The organism is Streptomyces sp. NPDC057854 (assembly GCF_042797055.1).
Taxonomy (GTDB): domain Bacteria; phylum Actinomycetota; class Actinomycetes; order Streptomycetales; family Streptomycetaceae; genus Streptomyces.
The window spans coordinates 24,608-41,381 of the sequence record NZ_JBHVMF010000006.1 but is presented as its reverse complement, the minus strand read 5'-3'; the positions used below and the strand labels follow the sequence as shown (position 1 = coordinate 41,381).

General features: G+C 75.2%; 13 protein-coding genes. 7 read left to right on the top strand and 6 right to left on the bottom strand.

Annotated elements, in window-relative coordinates; genetic code table 11:
• The first annotated feature begins 36 nt into the window (after window positions 1-36).
• Window positions 37-1,188: an aminopeptidase P family protein gene (locus tag ACFVQZ_RS10965; protein ID WP_383621109.1), complete on the top strand. Its 1,152-nt coding sequence runs from the start codon at window positions 37-39 to the stop codon at window positions 1,186-1,188.
• A gap of 18 nt (window positions 1,189-1,206) precedes the next feature.
• Here the strand turns inward: ACFVQZ_RS10965 and treZ are convergent, their stop codons facing one another.
• Window positions 1,207-2,958: a malto-oligosyltrehalose trehalohydrolase gene (gene treZ / locus ACFVQZ_RS10960; RefSeq protein ID WP_030494570.1), complete on the bottom strand. Its 1,752-nt coding sequence runs from the start codon at window positions 2,956-2,958 to the stop codon at window positions 1,207-1,209.
• 67 nt (window positions 2,959-3,025) lie between these two features.
• Entirely contained in the window at window positions 3,026-3,994 is a 969-nt protein-coding gene (locus tag ACFVQZ_RS10955; RefSeq protein WP_030494569.1) for a GNAT family N-acetyltransferase, read from the bottom strand.
• A gap of 151 nt (window positions 3,995-4,145) precedes the next feature.
• Here ACFVQZ_RS10955 and ACFVQZ_RS10950 point away from each other — a divergent pair, with 151 nt between their 5' ends.
• The 3 genes from ACFVQZ_RS10950 to ACFVQZ_RS10940 all read left to right on the top strand — a co-directional run bounded on the left by ACFVQZ_RS10950 (window position 4,146) and on the right by ACFVQZ_RS10940 (window position 6,532).
• Window positions 4,146-4,694: an FHA domain-containing protein gene (locus tag ACFVQZ_RS10950; RefSeq protein ID WP_030494568.1), complete on the top strand. Its 549-nt coding sequence runs from the start codon at window positions 4,146-4,148 to the stop codon at window positions 4,692-4,694.
• 156 nt (window positions 4,695-4,850) lie between these two features.
• Window positions 4,851-5,942, top strand: coding sequence for a cytochrome P450 (locus ACFVQZ_RS10945; protein ID WP_030494567.1), 1,092 nt, complete (start codon window positions 4,851-4,853; stop codon window positions 5,940-5,942).
• Between the two features lie 92 nt (window positions 5,943-6,034).
• A complete protein-coding gene (locus tag ACFVQZ_RS10940) occupies window positions 6,035-6,532 on the top strand; it encodes a hypothetical protein (RefSeq protein ID WP_383621106.1) in 498 nt (165 codons plus the stop codon).
• Between the two features lie 59 nt (window positions 6,533-6,591).
• Here the strand turns inward: ACFVQZ_RS10940 and treY are convergent, their stop codons facing one another.
• On the bottom strand, window positions 6,592-8,979 hold the full coding sequence (treY, locus tag ACFVQZ_RS10935; RefSeq protein WP_383621104.1) for a malto-oligosyltrehalose synthase: 2,388 nt from the start codon (window positions 8,977-8,979) through the stop codon (window positions 6,592-6,594).
• Window positions 8,980-9,069: 90 nt separating this feature from the next.
• On the opposite strand from treY, the gene ACFVQZ_RS10930 reads away from it, so the two are divergent.
• A complete protein-coding gene (locus ACFVQZ_RS10930; protein WP_383621361.1) occupies window positions 9,070-10,311 on the top strand; it encodes an MFS transporter in 1,242 nt (413 codons plus the stop codon).
• Here ACFVQZ_RS10930 and glgX read toward each other — a convergent pair.
• Entirely contained in the window at window positions 10,265-12,385 is a 2,121-nt protein-coding gene (gene glgX, locus ACFVQZ_RS10925) for a glycogen debranching protein GlgX (RefSeq protein WP_030494563.1), read from the bottom strand. The genes ACFVQZ_RS10930 and glgX overlap by 47 nt on opposite strands.
• Window positions 12,386-12,799: 414 nt before the next feature.
• Here glgX and ACFVQZ_RS10920 point away from each other — a divergent pair, with 414 nt between their 5' ends.
• Both ACFVQZ_RS10920 and ACFVQZ_RS10915 read left to right on the top strand, forming a co-directional pair.
• The gene (locus ACFVQZ_RS10920; RefSeq protein ID WP_383621101.1) at window positions 12,800-14,083 is read left to right on the top strand and encodes an SAV2148 family HEPN domain-containing protein; all 1,284 of its coding nucleotides are present in this window, start codon (window positions 12,800-12,802) and stop codon (window positions 14,081-14,083) included.
• Window positions 14,084-14,170: 87 nt separating this feature from the next.
• Window positions 14,171-14,896 carry a 3'-5' exonuclease gene (locus tag ACFVQZ_RS10915; protein WP_383621099.1) on the top strand — a complete coding sequence of 242 codons (726 nt, stop codon included), beginning with the start codon at window positions 14,171-14,173 and terminating at the stop codon, window positions 14,894-14,896.
• Window positions 14,897-14,908: 12 nt separating this feature from the next.
• Here ACFVQZ_RS10915 and ACFVQZ_RS10910 read toward each other — a convergent pair whose 3' ends face one another.
• The gene (locus tag ACFVQZ_RS10910) at window positions 14,909-15,739 is read right to left on the bottom strand and encodes an alpha/beta fold hydrolase (protein WP_030494560.1); all 831 of its coding nucleotides are present in this window, start codon (window positions 15,737-15,739) and stop codon (window positions 14,909-14,911) included.
• Window positions 15,740-15,792: 53 nt separating this feature from the next.
• On the bottom strand, window positions 15,793-16,650 hold the full coding sequence (locus ACFVQZ_RS10905; protein WP_383621096.1) for a phosphotransferase enzyme family protein: 858 nt from the start codon (window positions 16,648-16,650) through the stop codon (window positions 15,793-15,795).
• Window positions 16,651-16,774 lie beyond the last annotated feature (124 nt).

The following is a 16,774-nucleotide window of genomic DNA, read 5'->3' as shown; positions in this document are numbered from 1 at the left end:
GACGCCCGCCCGCCGCCGCGAAGGAGAGACCGCCCCATGACGAGCACCCCGGCCGCACGCTCCGACGACGCCCCCGTGCCCTTCACCGCCGACGACCACCGGGCCCGGATGGACCGGGCGGCGGCCTCCGCCGCCGACGCCGGGCTCGCCGGACTGCTCGTCGCCCCCGGCCCCGACCTCGTGTACCTCACCGGCTACCGGCCCACCGCGCTCACCGAACGCCTCACCGTCCTCGTGCTCGCCCCCGGCCGCGACCCCGTCCTCGTCGTCCCCACCCTGGAGGCCCCGGACGCCGAGAAGGCCGCCGGCGCGCCCGCGCTGACCCTCCGCGACTGGACCGACGGCCAGGACCCGTACGCCGCCACCGCTTCGCTGCTCGACGCCGGGGGCCGCTTCGGCGTCAGCGACAACACCTGGGCCCTGCACCTCCTCGGCCTCCAGCAGGCCCTGCCGGGCACCTCGTACGTCTCCCTCACCGAGGCCCTGCCGATGCTGCGGGCCGTGAAGGACGCGCGCGAACTGGACCGGATCGCCGCCGCCGGGGCCGCCGCCGACCGGGCGTACGAGGAGATCCTGAAGGTGCGGTTCGCGGGCCGCCGCGAGACCGAGGTCGCCGCCGACCTCGCCCGGCTGCTCCTGGACTTCGGCCACTCCCAGGTCGACTTCACCGTCGTCGGCTCCGGGCCCAACGGCGCCAACCCGCACCACGAGGCCGGCGAGCGGGTCATCGAACGCGGCGACATGGTCGTCCTCGACTTCGGCGGCCTCAAGCACGGCTACGGCTCCGACACCACCCGCACCGTCCACGTCGGCGAGCCCACCGACGAGGAGCGCCGCGTCCACGACCTCGTCCGCGAGGCCCAGCAGGCCGGCTTCGAGGCCGTGAAGGCCGGCATCGCCTGCCAGGACGTCGACCGCGCCGCCCGCCGCGTCATCACCGACGCCGGGTACGGCGACTACTTCATCCACCGCACCGGCCACGGCATCGGCGTCACCACCCACGAACCGCCCTACATGATCGAGGGCGAGACGCGGCCCGTCGTCCCCGGCATGTGCTTCTCCATCGAACCCGGCGTCTACCTGCCGGGCCGCTTCGGCGTCCGCATCGAGGACATCGTCACCCTCACCGAGGACGGCACCGGCCGCCGCTTCAACGACACCCCGCACGAGATGGCGATCGTCGAGTAGCCGGCCGCCCCTCCGGGGTCACCCGTCGGCGAGGACCACCGCCGACTCGCCGCCGAGGCGCAGCAGCCCGTCCGGGCCCGGCGCCTCGGTCGGCTCCCACGCCGCGAGGACCCGGTCCCGCCCGTTGGAGCCCAGCGGGATCGCGGCCGGCTCCTCGCCCAGGTTCACCGCCACCCGCACGTCGCCGCGCCGGAAGACCAGCCAGCGGGCCTCCTCGTCGAAGGCGACCCGCACCGCGCCCAGGTCCGGGTCGGTCAGGTCGGGCAGCGTGCGGCGCAGCGCGATCAGCTCCCGGTGCCACGCGAGGATCCGCCGGTGCGGGTCCCGCTCCCGCTCCGACCGGTCCAGGACCGAGCGGTCCCGGGTCGCCGGGTCCTGCGGATCCGGCACCTCGTCCTCGTCCCAGCCGTGCGCGGCGAACTCCCGCCGCCTGCCCCGGCGCACCGCCTCCGCCAGCTCCGGGTCGGTGTGGTCGGTGAAGTACTGCCAGGGGGTGCGGGCGCCCCACTCCTCGCCCATGAACAGCATCGGCACCGACGGCCCGGTCAGCACCAGCGCCGCCGCGCAGGCCAGCAGCCCGGGGGAGAGCGACGCCGAGAGGCGGTCCCCCAGCGCCCGGTTGCCGATCTGGTCGTGGGTCTGCGCGTAGCCGAGGAAGCGGTGGGCGGGGGTGCGCTCGCGGTCGACCGGCCGGCCGTGGTGCCGGCCGCGGAACGACGAGTACGTGCCGTCGTGGAAGAACACCCGGGTGAGGGTCTTCGCGAGCGCGGCCATCGGGGCGCGCGCGAAGTCCGCGTAGTAGCCCTGGGACTCGCCGGTCAGCGCGCAGTGCAGGGCGTGGTGGAAGTCGTCGTTCCACTGGGCGTGCAGGCCCAGCCCGCCGAGCGCGCGCGGAGTCGTGGTGCGCGGGTCGCCCTGGTCGGACTCGGCGACCAGGAAGTGCTGGCGGCCCTGCTCCCGCGCCAACTCGTCGACCGCCGCTGACAGTTCCTCCAGGAACGTCAGCGCGCGGTCGTCGGCGAGCGCGTGCACCGCGTCCAGCCGCAGCCCGTCGATCCGGTAGTCCCGCAGCCACGCCAGCGCGCTGCCCAGGAAGTACGCCCGCACCTCGTCCGAGCCCGGCGCGTCCAGGTTCACCGCCGCGCCCCACGGCGTGTGGTGCGTCTCGGTGAAGTACGGGCCGTAGACCGGGAGGTGGTTCCCGGACGGGCCCAGGTGGTTGTGGACCACGTCGAGGACCACGCCCATGCCCAGGCCGTGCGCGGTGTCCGTGAACCGCTTCAGCGCCTCCGGCCCGCCGTACGGCTCGTGCACCGCCCACGGCGCCACCCCGTCGTACCCCCAGCCGCGCACCCCGGGGAACGGGCAGAGCGGCATCAGCTCCACATGGGTGATCCCGAGCCCGGCGAGCTCCCCGAGCCGCGCCGCGGCGGCGTCGAGGGTGCCCTCCGGGGTGAACGTGCCGACGTGCAGCTCGTACAGGACCGCGCCGCGCAGCCGCAGCCGCGGCGGCTCGTGCCGCCAGGCGTACGCCGCGTGGTCCACGACCGCGCTCAGCCCGTCCGGCCCGTCCGGCAGCCGGCGGCCGCGCGGATCCGGCCGGACGGGCCCGTCGTCGAGGCGGAAGCCGTACCGGTCCCCGTCGGCGGCCGGGACGGTGCCCGTCCACCAGCCGTCCCGCAGCGGATCGCGGTCGAGGGGGTGCCCGGTGCCGTTCAGCTCCAGGGTCACCCGGTCGCGGGCGTGCGGCGCCCAGACCTCGAAGAGCACGGCGGATCTCCTCGCAGACGTCGGTACGGTCCTCGTCACCCTCGGCGGGTCAGACCCATCCTGGCAGTCAGGACGGCGACGCGCCCGGCGCGTCCCACACGTAGTCCACCTGCCGCTGGAAGTTCACGTACCCCGCGCGGGCGAAGGCGGCGGCCATCGGCACGTTCCCCAGGTCGGTCGCGGCCCGCACGCGCGGCATGCCCGCGTCGGCGAGGATCCGGGTGCCCTCGGCGAGGATCTCGTCGACGTAGCCGTGTCCCCGGTGGGCCGGGAGCACGCCGATGTAGGCGATGACCGGGTTGTACGCGTTGTGCGCGGGGATCACGAAGCCGACCGGCTCGCCGGTCTCCGGCAGTTCGGCCACCCGCCACCACGCGCGCGGCGTGGTGTAGTGCGGGAACTCCCCGTCGTAGTGGCGCTCGGCCGCCTCCCGGGCGGTCAGCCCCTCGGCCAGGTCGGCCTGCCCGTGCGCGTCGAGCGTGCCCGCCATCACCGGCGTCATCAGCGCCAGCAGGTCCTCCCGGTCCCGCACCGGACGGAACGCGAGCCGGCCCGTGCGCTCCGCCACCGGCGTCCCCGGCAGCCACTCCAGGCGCAGCCGCTCCACCAGCGGGCGGGCGCCGGTCTCCGCGAGCAGCGAGAACAGCAGCTCCACCCGGTCCCGGACCGCCGCGTCCTCCCGCCAGTCGGCGGGCAGGTAGCGGCTGTACTCCGGCGGCACGGTGCCCGCCGGGACGACGGCGGCCATGGCGGTGCGCAGCAGCCGCCGGCCCACCTCCGCCGCCTCCCCGGCCGGCAGCTCCGGGTCGAGGTCGAAGAAGTCGAGGGCCAGCGGTTCGCCGCCGTCCTTCTTGGTCCACCAGGCGATCCGGCCGAGCAGCCGGCCGTCGCGCACGGCCACCCAGAGCCATTCCGGGCGGCGGCGGCCGGTGCCGAGGTCGTCGGCGAGTTCGTGGTCGAGCGTGTACGTGAGGCCGAGGAACAGGTCCAGTTCCCCGGGCCCGGCGAGCGGGCGGACGACGAGGCCGTCGGTCATGCGGTGGTTCCCCCAGGGGTGTGGTCGGTCGAGCCCGCAGACCGTAGCAGCGATCTTGTGACGGCGGCGCGCGGATTTGTGCCGGAGCCGGTACGTCCCCGGGACGGGCCGCTTCTGGACAGCCCGGCCCGGCCGCGCGGACAATCTCCCTGTGACGACCCCTTACGAGCCTCCCGCGCACTCCCCGCGGCTGACCGACGCCGAGCGGGACCGCGCGCTGGTGCTGCTCCGGGAGGGCGCCGCCCAGGGCCGTCTCTCGCACGACACCTTCCTGTTCCGGATGGAGCGCGCCCTCCAGGCCCGCCGCCCCGACGAACTGGCCGTGCTCACCGCCGACCTGCGCGGCGAGAACGCCTGGAGCCGGCGGGTCGTCGGCGCCGTCGAGGCCGTCTCCGGCTTCACCGCCCGCCTCCGGCGCGCCTGGCACGCCGAGCGGCTGCCGAAGCTGCTGCTGCCGCAGCCGGGGCCGTACCCGCTGCGGATCGGCCGCGACCCGGTGAACGGGCTGCGGCTCAGCCACGAGACCGCGTCCCGGCTGCACGCCGAACTCTCCCTGCAGGGCGGGATGTGGGTGCTGCGCGACCTCGGCTCCACCAACGGCACCACCGTCAACGGGCGCCGGGTCGTCGGCGCCGTCGTGGTGCGCGCCGGGGACGTGGTCGGCTTCGGCGAGATGAGCTTCCGGCTGTCCGCCGACTGACCCGCCCTTCCGCGGCGGGTCCTCCGAGGTCAGCGCGGTGCCGCCTCACCCGTTCGGCGGAGCGTGGCGGGCGGCGGCCGGGCCGGGGTGGTGGGCTGGGGGGACGCGCGCCGCCACTCGGCCGCGGTCAGTCACCGCCGGACGACAGGGGGCGCGATGCGCGACGAGCCGACGACCCGGCGCGAGCCGGGCCCGCACCGGCGGGTGCGGCGGGACACGGAGGGCGGAGCGAGCCGCGGGGCCTGGGAGCGGGTGCCGGTGATGGCGCCCGCCGGACGGGCCGCCGGGCCCGGCCGGGTGCGGTCCGGGACCGAGCCGACCGCGCCGCCCGGCGGCCGGACCGTCGCCCCGAGCCCGCTGGACCCCGGCGCCGCGCTCGACCCGCACCCCGTGCACCGCCGGCTCCGCGAGGAGTTCCCGCTCACCTACGACCCGCTGCTGCGGGCCTGGGTGCTCAGCCGGTACGCCGACGTGGCCACCGCCCTCACCGACCGCCGCTTCACCCACGGGCACCGGCCCGGCGACCCGGCCTGCGCCCGCGCCCACACCGATGTGGACCTCGGCGAGCTGCGGTCCGCGGCCGAACGCACCGCCTTCGTGCTCGCCCGCCGCCTCGCGGGGCGCGAACGGGCCGACCTGGTCGCCGACTTCTGCCACTGGCTGCCCGCCGGCACCGTCGCCGCCGCCCTCGGCGTCCCCTACCGGGACATGATGCGGCTGGTGCGCGGCCGGGCCGCGACGGCGCTCGCCGGCGAGTGCGGCGGGCAGATCGCCGTACGGGAGAAGGCGCTGGCCTCCTTCCTCGCCAACGTCCTCACCGACCCCGGCCAGGTCGCCGCCCTCCGCGACGCCCCCACCGCCCTGGTGGCCCGGGCCTGGGCGGAGTCGCTGCGCCGCGACCCGCCGGTGCAGATCGCCGTCCGGCGCACCCGCGAGGACGTGCCTGTCAGCGGCGGGATCCTGCCGGGCGGTTCGTCGGTCGCGCTGCTCATCGGGGCGGCCGGGCGGGACCCGGAGCGCTTCCGCGAGCCGGACCGCTTCGACCCGCTGCGCGACGACCCGCACCAGCTGACCTACGGTCCCGGCTTCTGCCCGGCGGTGATCCTCGCCGGACTGGAGGCGGAGTACGCGGTCCGGGCGCTGTTCCAGGCGATGCCCCGGCTGCGGCTGGCCGACGGCTTCCGCCCGGCTCCGACGGGCCTCATCACCCGTGCCCCGCGCACCCTCACGGTCCTGCCGAACGGCTGATTCTTCGCGGTGCCGCCCCGCTGCTAGGGTGACGTGCGCTCGTCAAGCGAGCCCTTTCACGCACCTACGCGACACCAACGGGGAACGATCAAGTGAAGCTTCGTCATGCCCGCGCGATCGCCGTCTTCGGCATCGCCGTCCTCGCCCTCACCGGCGCCCGCGGCTCCAGCGGCGGCGGCTGCGACGGCAGCAACGGCTCCAGCTCCAGCTCCAGTTCGAGCGGCGGCGGCAGCCACGACAACGACACGAACGACGGCAACGGCTCCAGCTCCGGCGGCTCCGTCCCCGGTGGCGGCGGCAGCGCCGACAAGGCGATCCGCGACATCACCATCGACAAGTGCGCCTACGACGCGGCGATGAAGAACCTGGCCGCCCGCATCACCGTCAAGAACGACGGCGCGCTCGACGCCACGTACTCCGTCACCCTCAAGTTCACCGGTGCCGGCGCGACCTCCGCGACCGCCGTGAAGACCGGCATCGAGGTCGCCGCGGGCGCCTCGCAGACCGCCGAGCTGACCACCCCGTACCTCGGCACCGGCGACGGCTCCGAGTACACCCGGTGCGAGGTCACCCGCGCGAGCCGCCTCTGACCCGCCGACGGCGCACGGCCGGCGCGGGCACCACGTCCCGCGCCGGCCGGCCCCGCCGGTCAGGACCGGATCCGGGCCAGCAGCGCGACCGGCCGCTCCGCGAACAGCTCCGCCAGCTTCAGCTCGCTCTCCGGGCCGCCGGTGAACTCCCGCACGCCGTCCAGGACATCCGCCCACCGGCCCTCCGGCAGCACCAGCTCGGTGTCCCGCCAGCCGCCCGCCTCCGCGAGCCGCAGCGACAGCCGGGTCACCGCGGTGACCACCTCGCCCGAGCGGGCGAAGGCGAGACAGTGCGCGGCGGCCGGGCCCCCGGCCGTCAGCGGTTCGTACGTCCCGCCCGGACCGAAGGCCGCCGGACGCTCCCGGCGCAGCCGCAGCGCCGCCCGGACCAGCGCCGTCCGCCCGTCGTCCGGACCCGGCGCGAACGGGGCCCGGTTGTCCGGGTCGACCAGCGCCCGGTACTCCCGCTCGGTGTTCTGGTACAGCTCGGGCACGCCCGGCATGGTCAGCTGCACCAGCGCCGCGCCGTCCGCGTGCGCCCGGATGTGCGGCTCCAGCGCGAACGCCGCCTCGGACGCCGTCCGCAGCGGGACGCGGCCGGGCCCGGCGGCCACGAACTCGGCCACCGCCCGCTCGTACGCCGGGTCCTGCTCGGTCCACGAGGTCCGCAGCCCCTCCTCCCGCACCGCCTTCAGCACCGCCGGGCCGATCCGCTCCGGGTCCGGGACGCCGAAGCCGAACGCCGTCTGCCAGGCCGTCCAGGCCAGGTGCGGGTCCGGCGCCGGGATCCCGGCGACCTCCGCCAGCAGCCCGGCCCACACGTCCGGGCACTGCGCGAGCACCGCGATCGCCGCCCGCACGTCCGCGCTCCGCTTGGTGTCGTGGGTGGTGAGGACCGTGCCGCCGGCCGGCCAGTCGCGGGCCAGCCGGACGCAGGCGGCGTGGAACTCCGCGACGCCGACACCGGGCCGGCCCGGGTCGCCGCCCACCTCGTTCGCCGACAGCAGCGGCGCGTACCGGTAGAAGGCGGTGTCCTCGGTGGACTTGGCCCGCAGCGCCGACGACGTCTGCGCGAACCGGGCCCGGAACGCCCGGTGTTCCGCCGTGTCGCCGTACGCGCCGAGCAGCAGCCCCCGGACGGCGTCCACGGCGGCGGCCTCCTCCGGCACCGCGAACGCGGCCCGCGCGCCCCGCGCCGCCTCCTCCGTCAGCACCCGCTCGGCGCCGGTCCGGTAGGGCCGGTAGACCGGCACCCGGACGAGCAGCTCCTCGACCGCGGTCCGCAGCGCCCACGGCGCGTGGTCCTGGAGCGCCGGATCGGCGGCGCACAGCCGGACCGCCGCCCGGGTCAGCACGGCCGTCTCGGCCGCCAGGTCGTGCCGCACCACCTCGTACGCGGCACGCCGGGCGGTCGCCTCCCACTCGCCGCCCCGGTCCGCGGCGCTCCCGGCGAACTCCCGGTAGATGTCCGTGAGTTCGGCTGCGCCCTCCGGGTCGGTGAGGACGCCGTCGACCAGCCGCAGGGCGTCGTAGCCGGTGGTCCCGGCGACCGGCCAGGCGTCCGGCAGGGTCTCGGGGCCGGTGAGGATCTTCTCCACCACCGTCCAGCACCGGCCGCCGGTCGCCTCCGCCAGCCGCTCCAGATACCCCTGCGGGTCGGCGAGTCCGTCCGGATGGTCGATGCGCAGGCCCTCGACCACCCCGTCGGCGACCAGTTCCAGGATCTTCGCGTGGGTCGCCGCGAACACCTCCGGGTCCTCCACCCGCACCCCGATCAGGTCGGAGACGGTGAAGAAGCGCCGGTAGCCCAGCTCGGTGCGGGCCAGCCGCCACCAGCCGAGCCGGTACCACTGGGCGGCCAGCAGCTCGTCCAGCGGCAGGTGCTCCGTGCCCTCCCGGAGCGGGAACTCCTGCCCGTCCAGGCGGAGGACGCCGTCCTCGACCCGCAGCCGGTCCCGCACCTCCGACAGGCGCGCGGGCAGCACCGGCAGCAGCAGCCGGCCGTCGTCGCCGGCCGACCGGTCGACGTCGAACCAGCGGGCGTACGGCGACACGGGGCCTTGCCGCAGCAGGTCGCGCAGCGCGTGGTTGTGGCGCGGGGAGGCGGCCATGTGGTTGGGGACCAGGTCCACGACCAGGCCGAGGCCGTGGGCGCGGGCGGTGGCGGCGAGCGCGCGCAGCCCCGCCTCGCCGCCCAGCTCCGCCCGCACCGACCGGTGGTCGGTCACGTCGTAGCCGTGCGGGGAGCCGGGCACCGCCTCCAGGACGGGGGAGAGGTGCAGGTGCGAGACGCCGAGACCGGCGAGGTGCGGCACGGCCCGCTCGGCGGCGGCGAACGGGAACGCCGGCTGGAGCTGGAGCCGGTAGGTGGCCGCGGGCACGACGGCGGGCGCGTACCCGGACGGGGACGGCGGCGGGCTGGTACGGGAAGGCGACTGGGACGTCATGCGAACGTACGTACCCCGTACGGAAGCTTCCGTGTCATCACCCGATGCACCCGTTCGGGTGCATCGCGCTAGTTTCGGCCGATGCTCCGCATGTACCGCACCACCCTCGCCCTGCTCGGCCCCGTCCTGCCGGTCCTCTCCTTCCTGGGGCGGCTGCCGACCGCGATGTGCCAGCTCGGCAGCGTGCTGCTGGTCGCGGAGACCAGCGGCTCGCTCGCCACCGCGGGCCTCGCCGGCGGCGCGCTGGCCGCCGGGCAGACCGTCGCGGGCCCGCTGCTCGGCCGGCTGGCGGACCGGCGCGGCCAGCGCGGCCCCGTCCTCGCCGCCTCCCTCGCCAACGCCCTCGCCGTCGCCGCCCTGGTCCTCGCCGCCGTCGGCCGCGCCCCGACCGGGCTCCTCGTGCCGCTGGCGCTGCTCGCCGGGGCGACCGTCCCGCAGATCGGGCCGCTCGCCCGGACCCGCTCGGTGGCGCTCGCCCGCCGGGCCGGCGCCGACGACCGGACCGTCGGCGCGGTCCTCTCCTTCGAGGGCACCCTCGACGAGGTGTCGTTCGTCCTCGGCCCGGCGCTCGTCGGCCTCGCCGCCGCCCTCGCCCACCCCGGCACCGCCCTGATCGGCGCGGCCCTGCTGCTCGCCCTCTGCGGCACCGGCTTCGCGCTCCACCCCACCGCCCGCGCCCTCGCCCCGGCGCCCGGCACCGCCACCCGCACGGGCGCCGCCGAACGGACGCGGCTGCCCGGCTCCGCGTACGCCCTCCGGGTGACGATGGTCCTCCAGGGCGCCATGTTCGGCGCCTCCCAGGCCGGGATCACCGCGCTCACCGCCGCCCTCGGCGCCCCCGCCCAGGCCGGGCTCGTCTACGCGGCGATGGGCGTGATGAGCGCGGCCGTCGGCCTGTCGCTCGCCGCCCTGCCCGCCCGGATCGGCCTCACCCTCCGCTGGCGGACCGCGACCGCCGGGCTCGTCCTGCTCTCCGTGCCGCTGCTCGCCGTCGGCTCGCTGCCCGGCCTGTACGCGGTGGTGACCGTGCTCGGCGCCGCCTACGCCCCCCACCTCATCACCGTCTTCGCGCTGACCGAACGGGCCGTCCCGGCGAGCCGGCTCGCCGAATCCATGGCCTTCCTGACCAGCGGGATCGTCGGCGGCCAGGCGCTCGCCCTGGCGCTGTCCGGCCGGCTCGCCGAACAACACGGCGCCCCCGCCGCCTTCGCGGTGGCGGTGGGGGCGGCCGTCGCCTGCGCGGCGCTGTCCTGGACCGTGCGGACGGGCGCGCCGCGCGGCCCGCTCAGGCCGGCCGGCGCAGCACCGTCAGACTCAGCGGCGCGAGGGTGACCCGGTCGCCCGCCGCGATCTCCGGCCCCTCCCGCGGCGGCATGCCCTCCGGGTCCGAGGTGTCCACCACGGTCCGCCAGCACCGCCCGTGACTGTCCGGCACCGCGAACTCCAGCTCCTGCGCCGAGGCGTTGAACATCAGCAGGAAGGAGTCGTCGGCGATCCGCTCGCCCTGCGGGCCCGGTTCGGAGATCGCGTTGCCGTTGAGGAAGACGGTCAGCGCCCGGGCGTGTGCCGCCTGCCAGTCGCGGGCGGTCATCTCCTCGCCCTCCGGCGTGAACCAGGCGATGTCGGTCAGCTCGTCGTGGGTGCCCTCCACCGGCCGGCCGTGGAAGAAGCGGCGCCGCCGGAACACCGGGTGCTCGCGGCGCAGCCGCACCATCGCCCGGGTGAAGCGCAGCAGCGTCGCCTCCGCCTCGCTGTCGTCCTTCGGCCACTCCACCCACGACAGCTCGCTGTCCTGGCAGTACGCGTTGTTGTTGCCGCCCTGGGTGCGCCCGAACTCGTCGCCGTGGCTGAGCATCGGCACGCCCTGCGACAGCATCAGCGTCGCCAGGAAGTTCCGCATCTGCCGGGCCCGCAGCTCGTTGATGCCGACGTCGTCGGTCTCGCCCTCCTGCCCGCAGTTCCAGGAGCGGTTGTGGCTCTCGCCGTCCCGGTTCCCCTCGCCGTTGGCCTCGTTGTGCTTCTCGTTGTACGAGACGAGGTCGCGCAGCGTGAAGCCGTCGTGGCAGGTCACGAAGTTGACCGAGGCCAGCGGGCGCCGCCCGTCGTCCTGGTACAGGTCGGAGGAGCCGGTCAGCCGGGAGGCGAACTCGGCGAGCGTGCGCGGCTCGCCCCGCCACAGGTCCCGCACGCAGTCCCGGTACTTGCCGTTCCACTCGGTCCACAGCGGCGGGAAGTTGCCGACCTGGTAGCCGCCCTCGCCGACGTCCCACGGCTCCGCGATCAGCTTGACCTGGCTCACCACCGGGTCCTGCTGCACCAGGTCGAAGAAGGACGACAGCCGGTCCACCTCGTGGAACTGCCGGGCCAGGGTGGCCGCCAGGTCGAAGCGGAAGCCGTCCACGTGCATCTCGGTCACCCAGTACCGCAGGCTGTCCATGATCAGCTGGAGCACGTGCGGGGACCGCATGAGCAGCGAGTTCCCGGTGCCGGTGGTGTCGTAGTAGTAGCGCGGGTCGTCGCCGAGCCGGTAGTACGACGGGTTGTCCAGGCCCCGGAAGGACAGCGTGGGGCCCAGGTGGTTGCCCTCGGCGGTGTGGTTGTAGACCACGTCGAGGATGACCTCGATGCCGGCCTGGTGCAGCGCCCGCACCGCCGACTTGAACTCCAGGACCTGCTGGCCGCGGTCGCCCCAGGAGGCGTAGGCGTTGTGCGGGGCGAAGAAGCCGATCGTGTTGTAGCCCCAGTAGTTCGACAGGCCCGCGTCGACCAGCCGGTGGTCGTGGACGAACTGGTGCACCGGCATCAGCTCCAGGGCCGTGACGCCGAGCTCCTTCAGGTGGCCGATGACCGCCGGGTGCGCGAGCCCGGCGTAGGTGCCGCGCAGCTCCTCCGGCAGGTCCGGGTGGAGCATCGTCAGGCCCTTCACGTGGGCCTCGTAGATCACCGTGTGGTGGTACTCGGTGCGCGGGCGCCGGTCGTCGCCCCAGTCGAAGTACGGGTTCACCACCACCGACGTCATCGTCCGCCCGGCCGAGTCCAGGTCGTTGCGCGCGTCGGGCCGCCCGAAGGGGTACCCGTACACCGCCTCGCCCCAGTCGATCGAACCCGACATCGCCCGCGCGTACGGGTCGAGCAGCAGCTTCGCCGGGTTGCAGCGCAGGCCGCGCTCCGGCGCGTACGGCCCGTGCACCCGGAAGCCGTACCGCTGCCCGGGCATCACGCCCGGCAGGTACGCGTGGCGGACGAAGGCGTCCGTCTCGCGCAGCTCGACGGACGTCTCGGTGCCGTCGTCGTCGATGAGGCACAGCTCGACGCGGTGCGCCGCCTCCGAGTAGACCGCGAAGTTGGTGCCCGCTCCGTCATAGGTGGCGCCCAGGGGGTACGCCTGTCCCGGCCAGACCTGCATGGATTCGAATCTTCCTCTTCTGTCCGGGTTCATGGTGCTGTTTCCTTCGGCCAGATCCTGCCCGATATCGGGGCGACCTCCCAGGAACTCACCCCGTCCTACCGGGTGAATGGTGCGCCGGGAGCCTGCTCCGGAACGAGAGGGACAAACGGGTCGACCGTATGATTTCGGCCAAAGCGGCCGCGGGCGTCAACATCGGGTTCCGCCGGGTCGCCCGGGACGGGGGACGGCGGCGCAACCGCTATGAATCCCCTCACTCCGCCCGATCTCGCCTCCCGGAACGGGGGCTCACGGGGCTGGAGTTGAGGAAGCGGCCGGACGATCCTGCTGCACCGCCTCCCGCTCCCGGAGTACCCTTCCTTGATCTTGTCGGAAGAATCGGAACGGGCGTCCAGAGCAGAAGGCGGTGCGCGGGTGAGCTCGGGAGGTCGTGAGCTGCCCCCCGGTGACGCGGGTCACGAGGGGGGACCGGCCGGTCCCGGGGAGGAGCCGCCCACGGTGATCCTCCCCCCAAGCGCCGTCGGCACCGGCGCGGTCTCCGTGGTCCGCCCGGTGGAGATCGGCGCCGAGCTCGACTGGGACGCCGAGGCGTGGGGCGAGGTCCGCACCCGGGCCCAGCGCGCCGGCCGCGCCTACATCTGGCTGAATCTCGTCGAACAGCGGATGCGGGCGGTCGTCGCCGCCGTCCTCCGGCCGGTCTACGAACCCGTCCACGGCGACGAGTGGGTCGTCGCCGCCGCCGGACCCGCCGGACAGGAATGGGTCCGCCGGGCCGTCGCCGTCCGCGAGGTGTCCCGCCGCAAGGGCTACCTCCTCGACCCCGCCGACGACAACGTCCTCTCCTTCCTCACCCTGCCCCAGCTCCGCGAGCTGATGGTGCAGCACTGGCCCTGCTTCGAGCCCTACTTCGACGACCGGCGCGAGGTCGAACTCGCCCTCGACGAGCTGGAGGTGACCCGCAACGTCGTCTCCCGCAACCGGGCCCTCTCGCCCACCGTCCTCGCCCAGGCCGAACGGGCCTCCGCCCGCATCCTGGAGATCCTCGGCAGCGGCGCCGGCGTCCCCTCCGCCGACCGGCTGCCCGTCGACGCCGTCGAGGACCTGGTCGGCGACCGGTACGCCGACGTCGTCTCCGTCCACCCCGACCGGGTCCGGCTCCAGCGCCAGCTGCCCGCCGAGGACCTGTTCGGCGGCGCCCGCCGCCTCGACGCCACCGGCATAGGCCTCAACCTGCTCGTCCAGAACTTCTCCGGCCGCCGCATGGTCCGCCTCGCCGAGTCCGGCTGCCGGATACGGCTCCTCTTCCTCAACCCCGCCAGCAGCGCCGTCAAGCGCCGCGAGCGGGAGCTCGGCATCCGGAAGGGCGAGCTCAGCCGGTCCGTCGAGATGAACATCCTGCACATGCGGCGGGTCCGCTCCAAGCTCCGCGACCCCGACGCCTTCCAGATCCACGTCTTCGACGAGACCCCCCGCTTCACCGCCTACCTCGTCGACGGCGACGGCCCCGACGGCGTCGGCGTCGTCCAGTCCTACCTCCGCCGCGCCCGCGGCATGGAGGCGCCCGTCCTCGTGCTGCGCGGCGGCGGCCGGACCGTCGTCCGGCCCGACGGGCCCGGACGTGACGCGGACCACGGCCTCTTCGAGACCTACCGGGAGGAGTTCGAGTCCGTCTGGCTGGACTCCCGGCCCGTTTCGTAGCCCGGGTGCCCCGCCCCTCCGGCCGCGTTGTCAGAGGCGCGTGCGAGGGTGTGAGCACCACGGGGGAGATCACGTAAGGAGGACCCGATGGCCTGGCATGGGGAACCACTGGTCGGCTTCGACCTGGAGACGACGGGGACGGACCCGCTCGAATCCCGCATCGTCACCGCGTCGGTCGTCGGCGTGCACCGCGGCACGGTGGTCCGGCAGCGCGACTGGCTCGCCGACCCCGGCGTTCGCATCCCCGAACAGGCGTCCGCCATCCACGGCATCAGCAGCGAGCGCGCCGCCGCCGAGGGCCGCCCGGTCCGCGAGGTCGCCGACGAGGTCGCCGAGACCCTGACCGGCTACTGGTCCCAGGGCGTCCCCGTCGTCGCGTACAACGCCTCCTTCGACCTCACCCTGCTCTCCGCCGAGCTGCGCCGGCACGGACTGCCCTCGCTCGCCGAGCGGATGGGCGGCGCCGGCATCGGACCCGTCCTCGACCCGTACACCATCGACCGGGCCGTCGACCGCTACCGGCGCGGCAAGCGCACCCTGGAGGCGGTCTGCGGCGAGTACGGCGTCGAGCTCACCAGCGCCCACCAGGCGTCCGCCGACGCGCTCGCCGCCGTCCGCGTCGCCCTCGCGATAGCCGCCCGCCACCCGCAGGTGGCCGCCCTCGACCCGGCCGAACTGCACGAGCGGCAGATCGGCTGGTACCGCGCCTGGGCCGAGAACTTCCAGGACTTCCTGCGGCGCAAGGGCGACCCGGACGCCTTCGTCGACCCGGTGTGGCCCCTGCGCGGCGAGCCGGCGGCCGTCAGCCCCTGACCGGGGCGCCCGTCAGGCGTGCTCCTTCAGGAAGGACAGCAGCAGCTCGTTGACCGCCTCCGGCTGATCCAGCTGCAGCCAGTGCCCCGCCTCCTCCACCCGCTCGTACCGCCAGGGACCGTCCACGAAGGCGCCCGTCCCCGCCATCGAGCGCTCGGTGAGGAACCGGTCGCCGGGCGACCAGACACCCATCACCGGCACCCGCTCCGGCAGCGGCACCACCGCACCGTCCGGACCGAACAGCGCCTCCGGCGACGCGCCCGCCCGGTAGATGTTCAGCGCCGCCGTCAGCGCGCCCGGCGCGCGCAGCGGCTCGATCACCGCCTCCGCGTCCGGGTGCTCGGCCAGCATCTCCCGCAGCTGCGCGTGGTCGTCCCGGGACAGCCACTCCTCCGCGAGCCCCGCCAGCTGGAACAGCAGCATGTACCAGGAGCGCTGCCGCTGCTCCCAGCCCGCGCCCCGGAGCGCCGCCGGGTGCCCCACCGACAGCAGGCTCAGGCTCCGCACCCGGTGCGGCACCACCGACGCCAGCCCCTGGGCGACCCCCGACCCCCAGTCGTGGCCCACCAGATGGAAGCGGCCCACGTCCAGCTTCGCCAGCAGCTCCAGCACGTCCCCGACGTGCTTCGCCGGGTGGTACGCCTCGTGGCCGCCCTCCGGCCGGTCCGAGCCGTCGAAGCCCCGCAGGGTCGGCGCGACCGTCCGGAAGCCGGCCGCGTTCAGCGCCGGAACCTGATGCCGCCACAGGCGGTGACTGTCCGGGAAGCCGTGGAGCAGCAGGACCACCGGTCCCTCACCGCTCACCTCGACGTCCAGCGTCACCTCGGTCAGCTCGACCCGCATCACAACACCCCGTTCCCCTCGGCCTGTTCGACGGGATCATGATGACAGGCCGGTCAGAAGGGATACCAGCGGACCTCGGGATCCCCGTCCCGCAGCGACGCCACCCGCCGCTCGAACTCGGCCAGCGCCTTCGGGTTGTGCGGGGCGTGCTGGGCCACCCAGGCACAGCTCGCGGTCTCCCGCGCCCCGCGCAGCACCGCGCACCCCTCCCACTCCCGCACGTCCCAGCCGTACGCCTCGGTGAAGGCGTCGTAGGCCGCCGGGTCCAGGCCGTACCGGTCCCGGGAGAGCGCCAGCACCACCAGGTCGTGCTCGCGCAGGTCCGACGAGAAGGTCTCCAGGTCCATCAGGACCGGCCCGTCCGGGCCCACCTGGACGTTGCGCGGGAGGGCGTCGCCGTGGATCGGGCCCGGCACCAGGTGCGGGGTGAGGGCGGCGGCCTGCGGCGCGAAGGAGTCCCGGCGCTCCCGCAGGAAGGCCGCGTCCGCCGGGTCGATCGCGTCCCCGGCGAGCCGCAGCCACCGCTCCACCCCGCCCAGCAGCTCCCGCCGCGGCAGCCGGAACCCGGCCGGCTCCGGCAGCGCGTGCACGGCCGCGAGCAGCGGCGCCAGATCGCGCGGCTCGGCCGGACGGACGGCCTCCGGCAGCGGATGCCAGAAGGTCAGCGGATGGCCCCCGACCAGCCGCGGCTCCCGCTCCGCCGCCCGCACCGCCGGCACCCCGGCCTCGGCGAGCCAGCCGGCCAGCGCCACCTCCCGCTCCGCCCGCGCGAACAGCTCGGCGGACCGGCCCACCTTGACGACCAGGCCGTCCACGGCGAAGACCGCGTTCTCGCCCAGCGCGAGGAGTCGCGCCCCGCCCGCCGGCAGCCCCGCCGCGGCCAGGATCTCCCGCGCCCTCGCCTCGTCCATCACTCACTCCCTACCCGGTGGTACGTCTGCGCGAGCAGTCTTCCATCCCTGGCCACACCTCCCCGCATTACGCAACCTTGTTCAATAAAGGTCACAGATTCGTGAAGGCCCTTCCCCTCCGCGC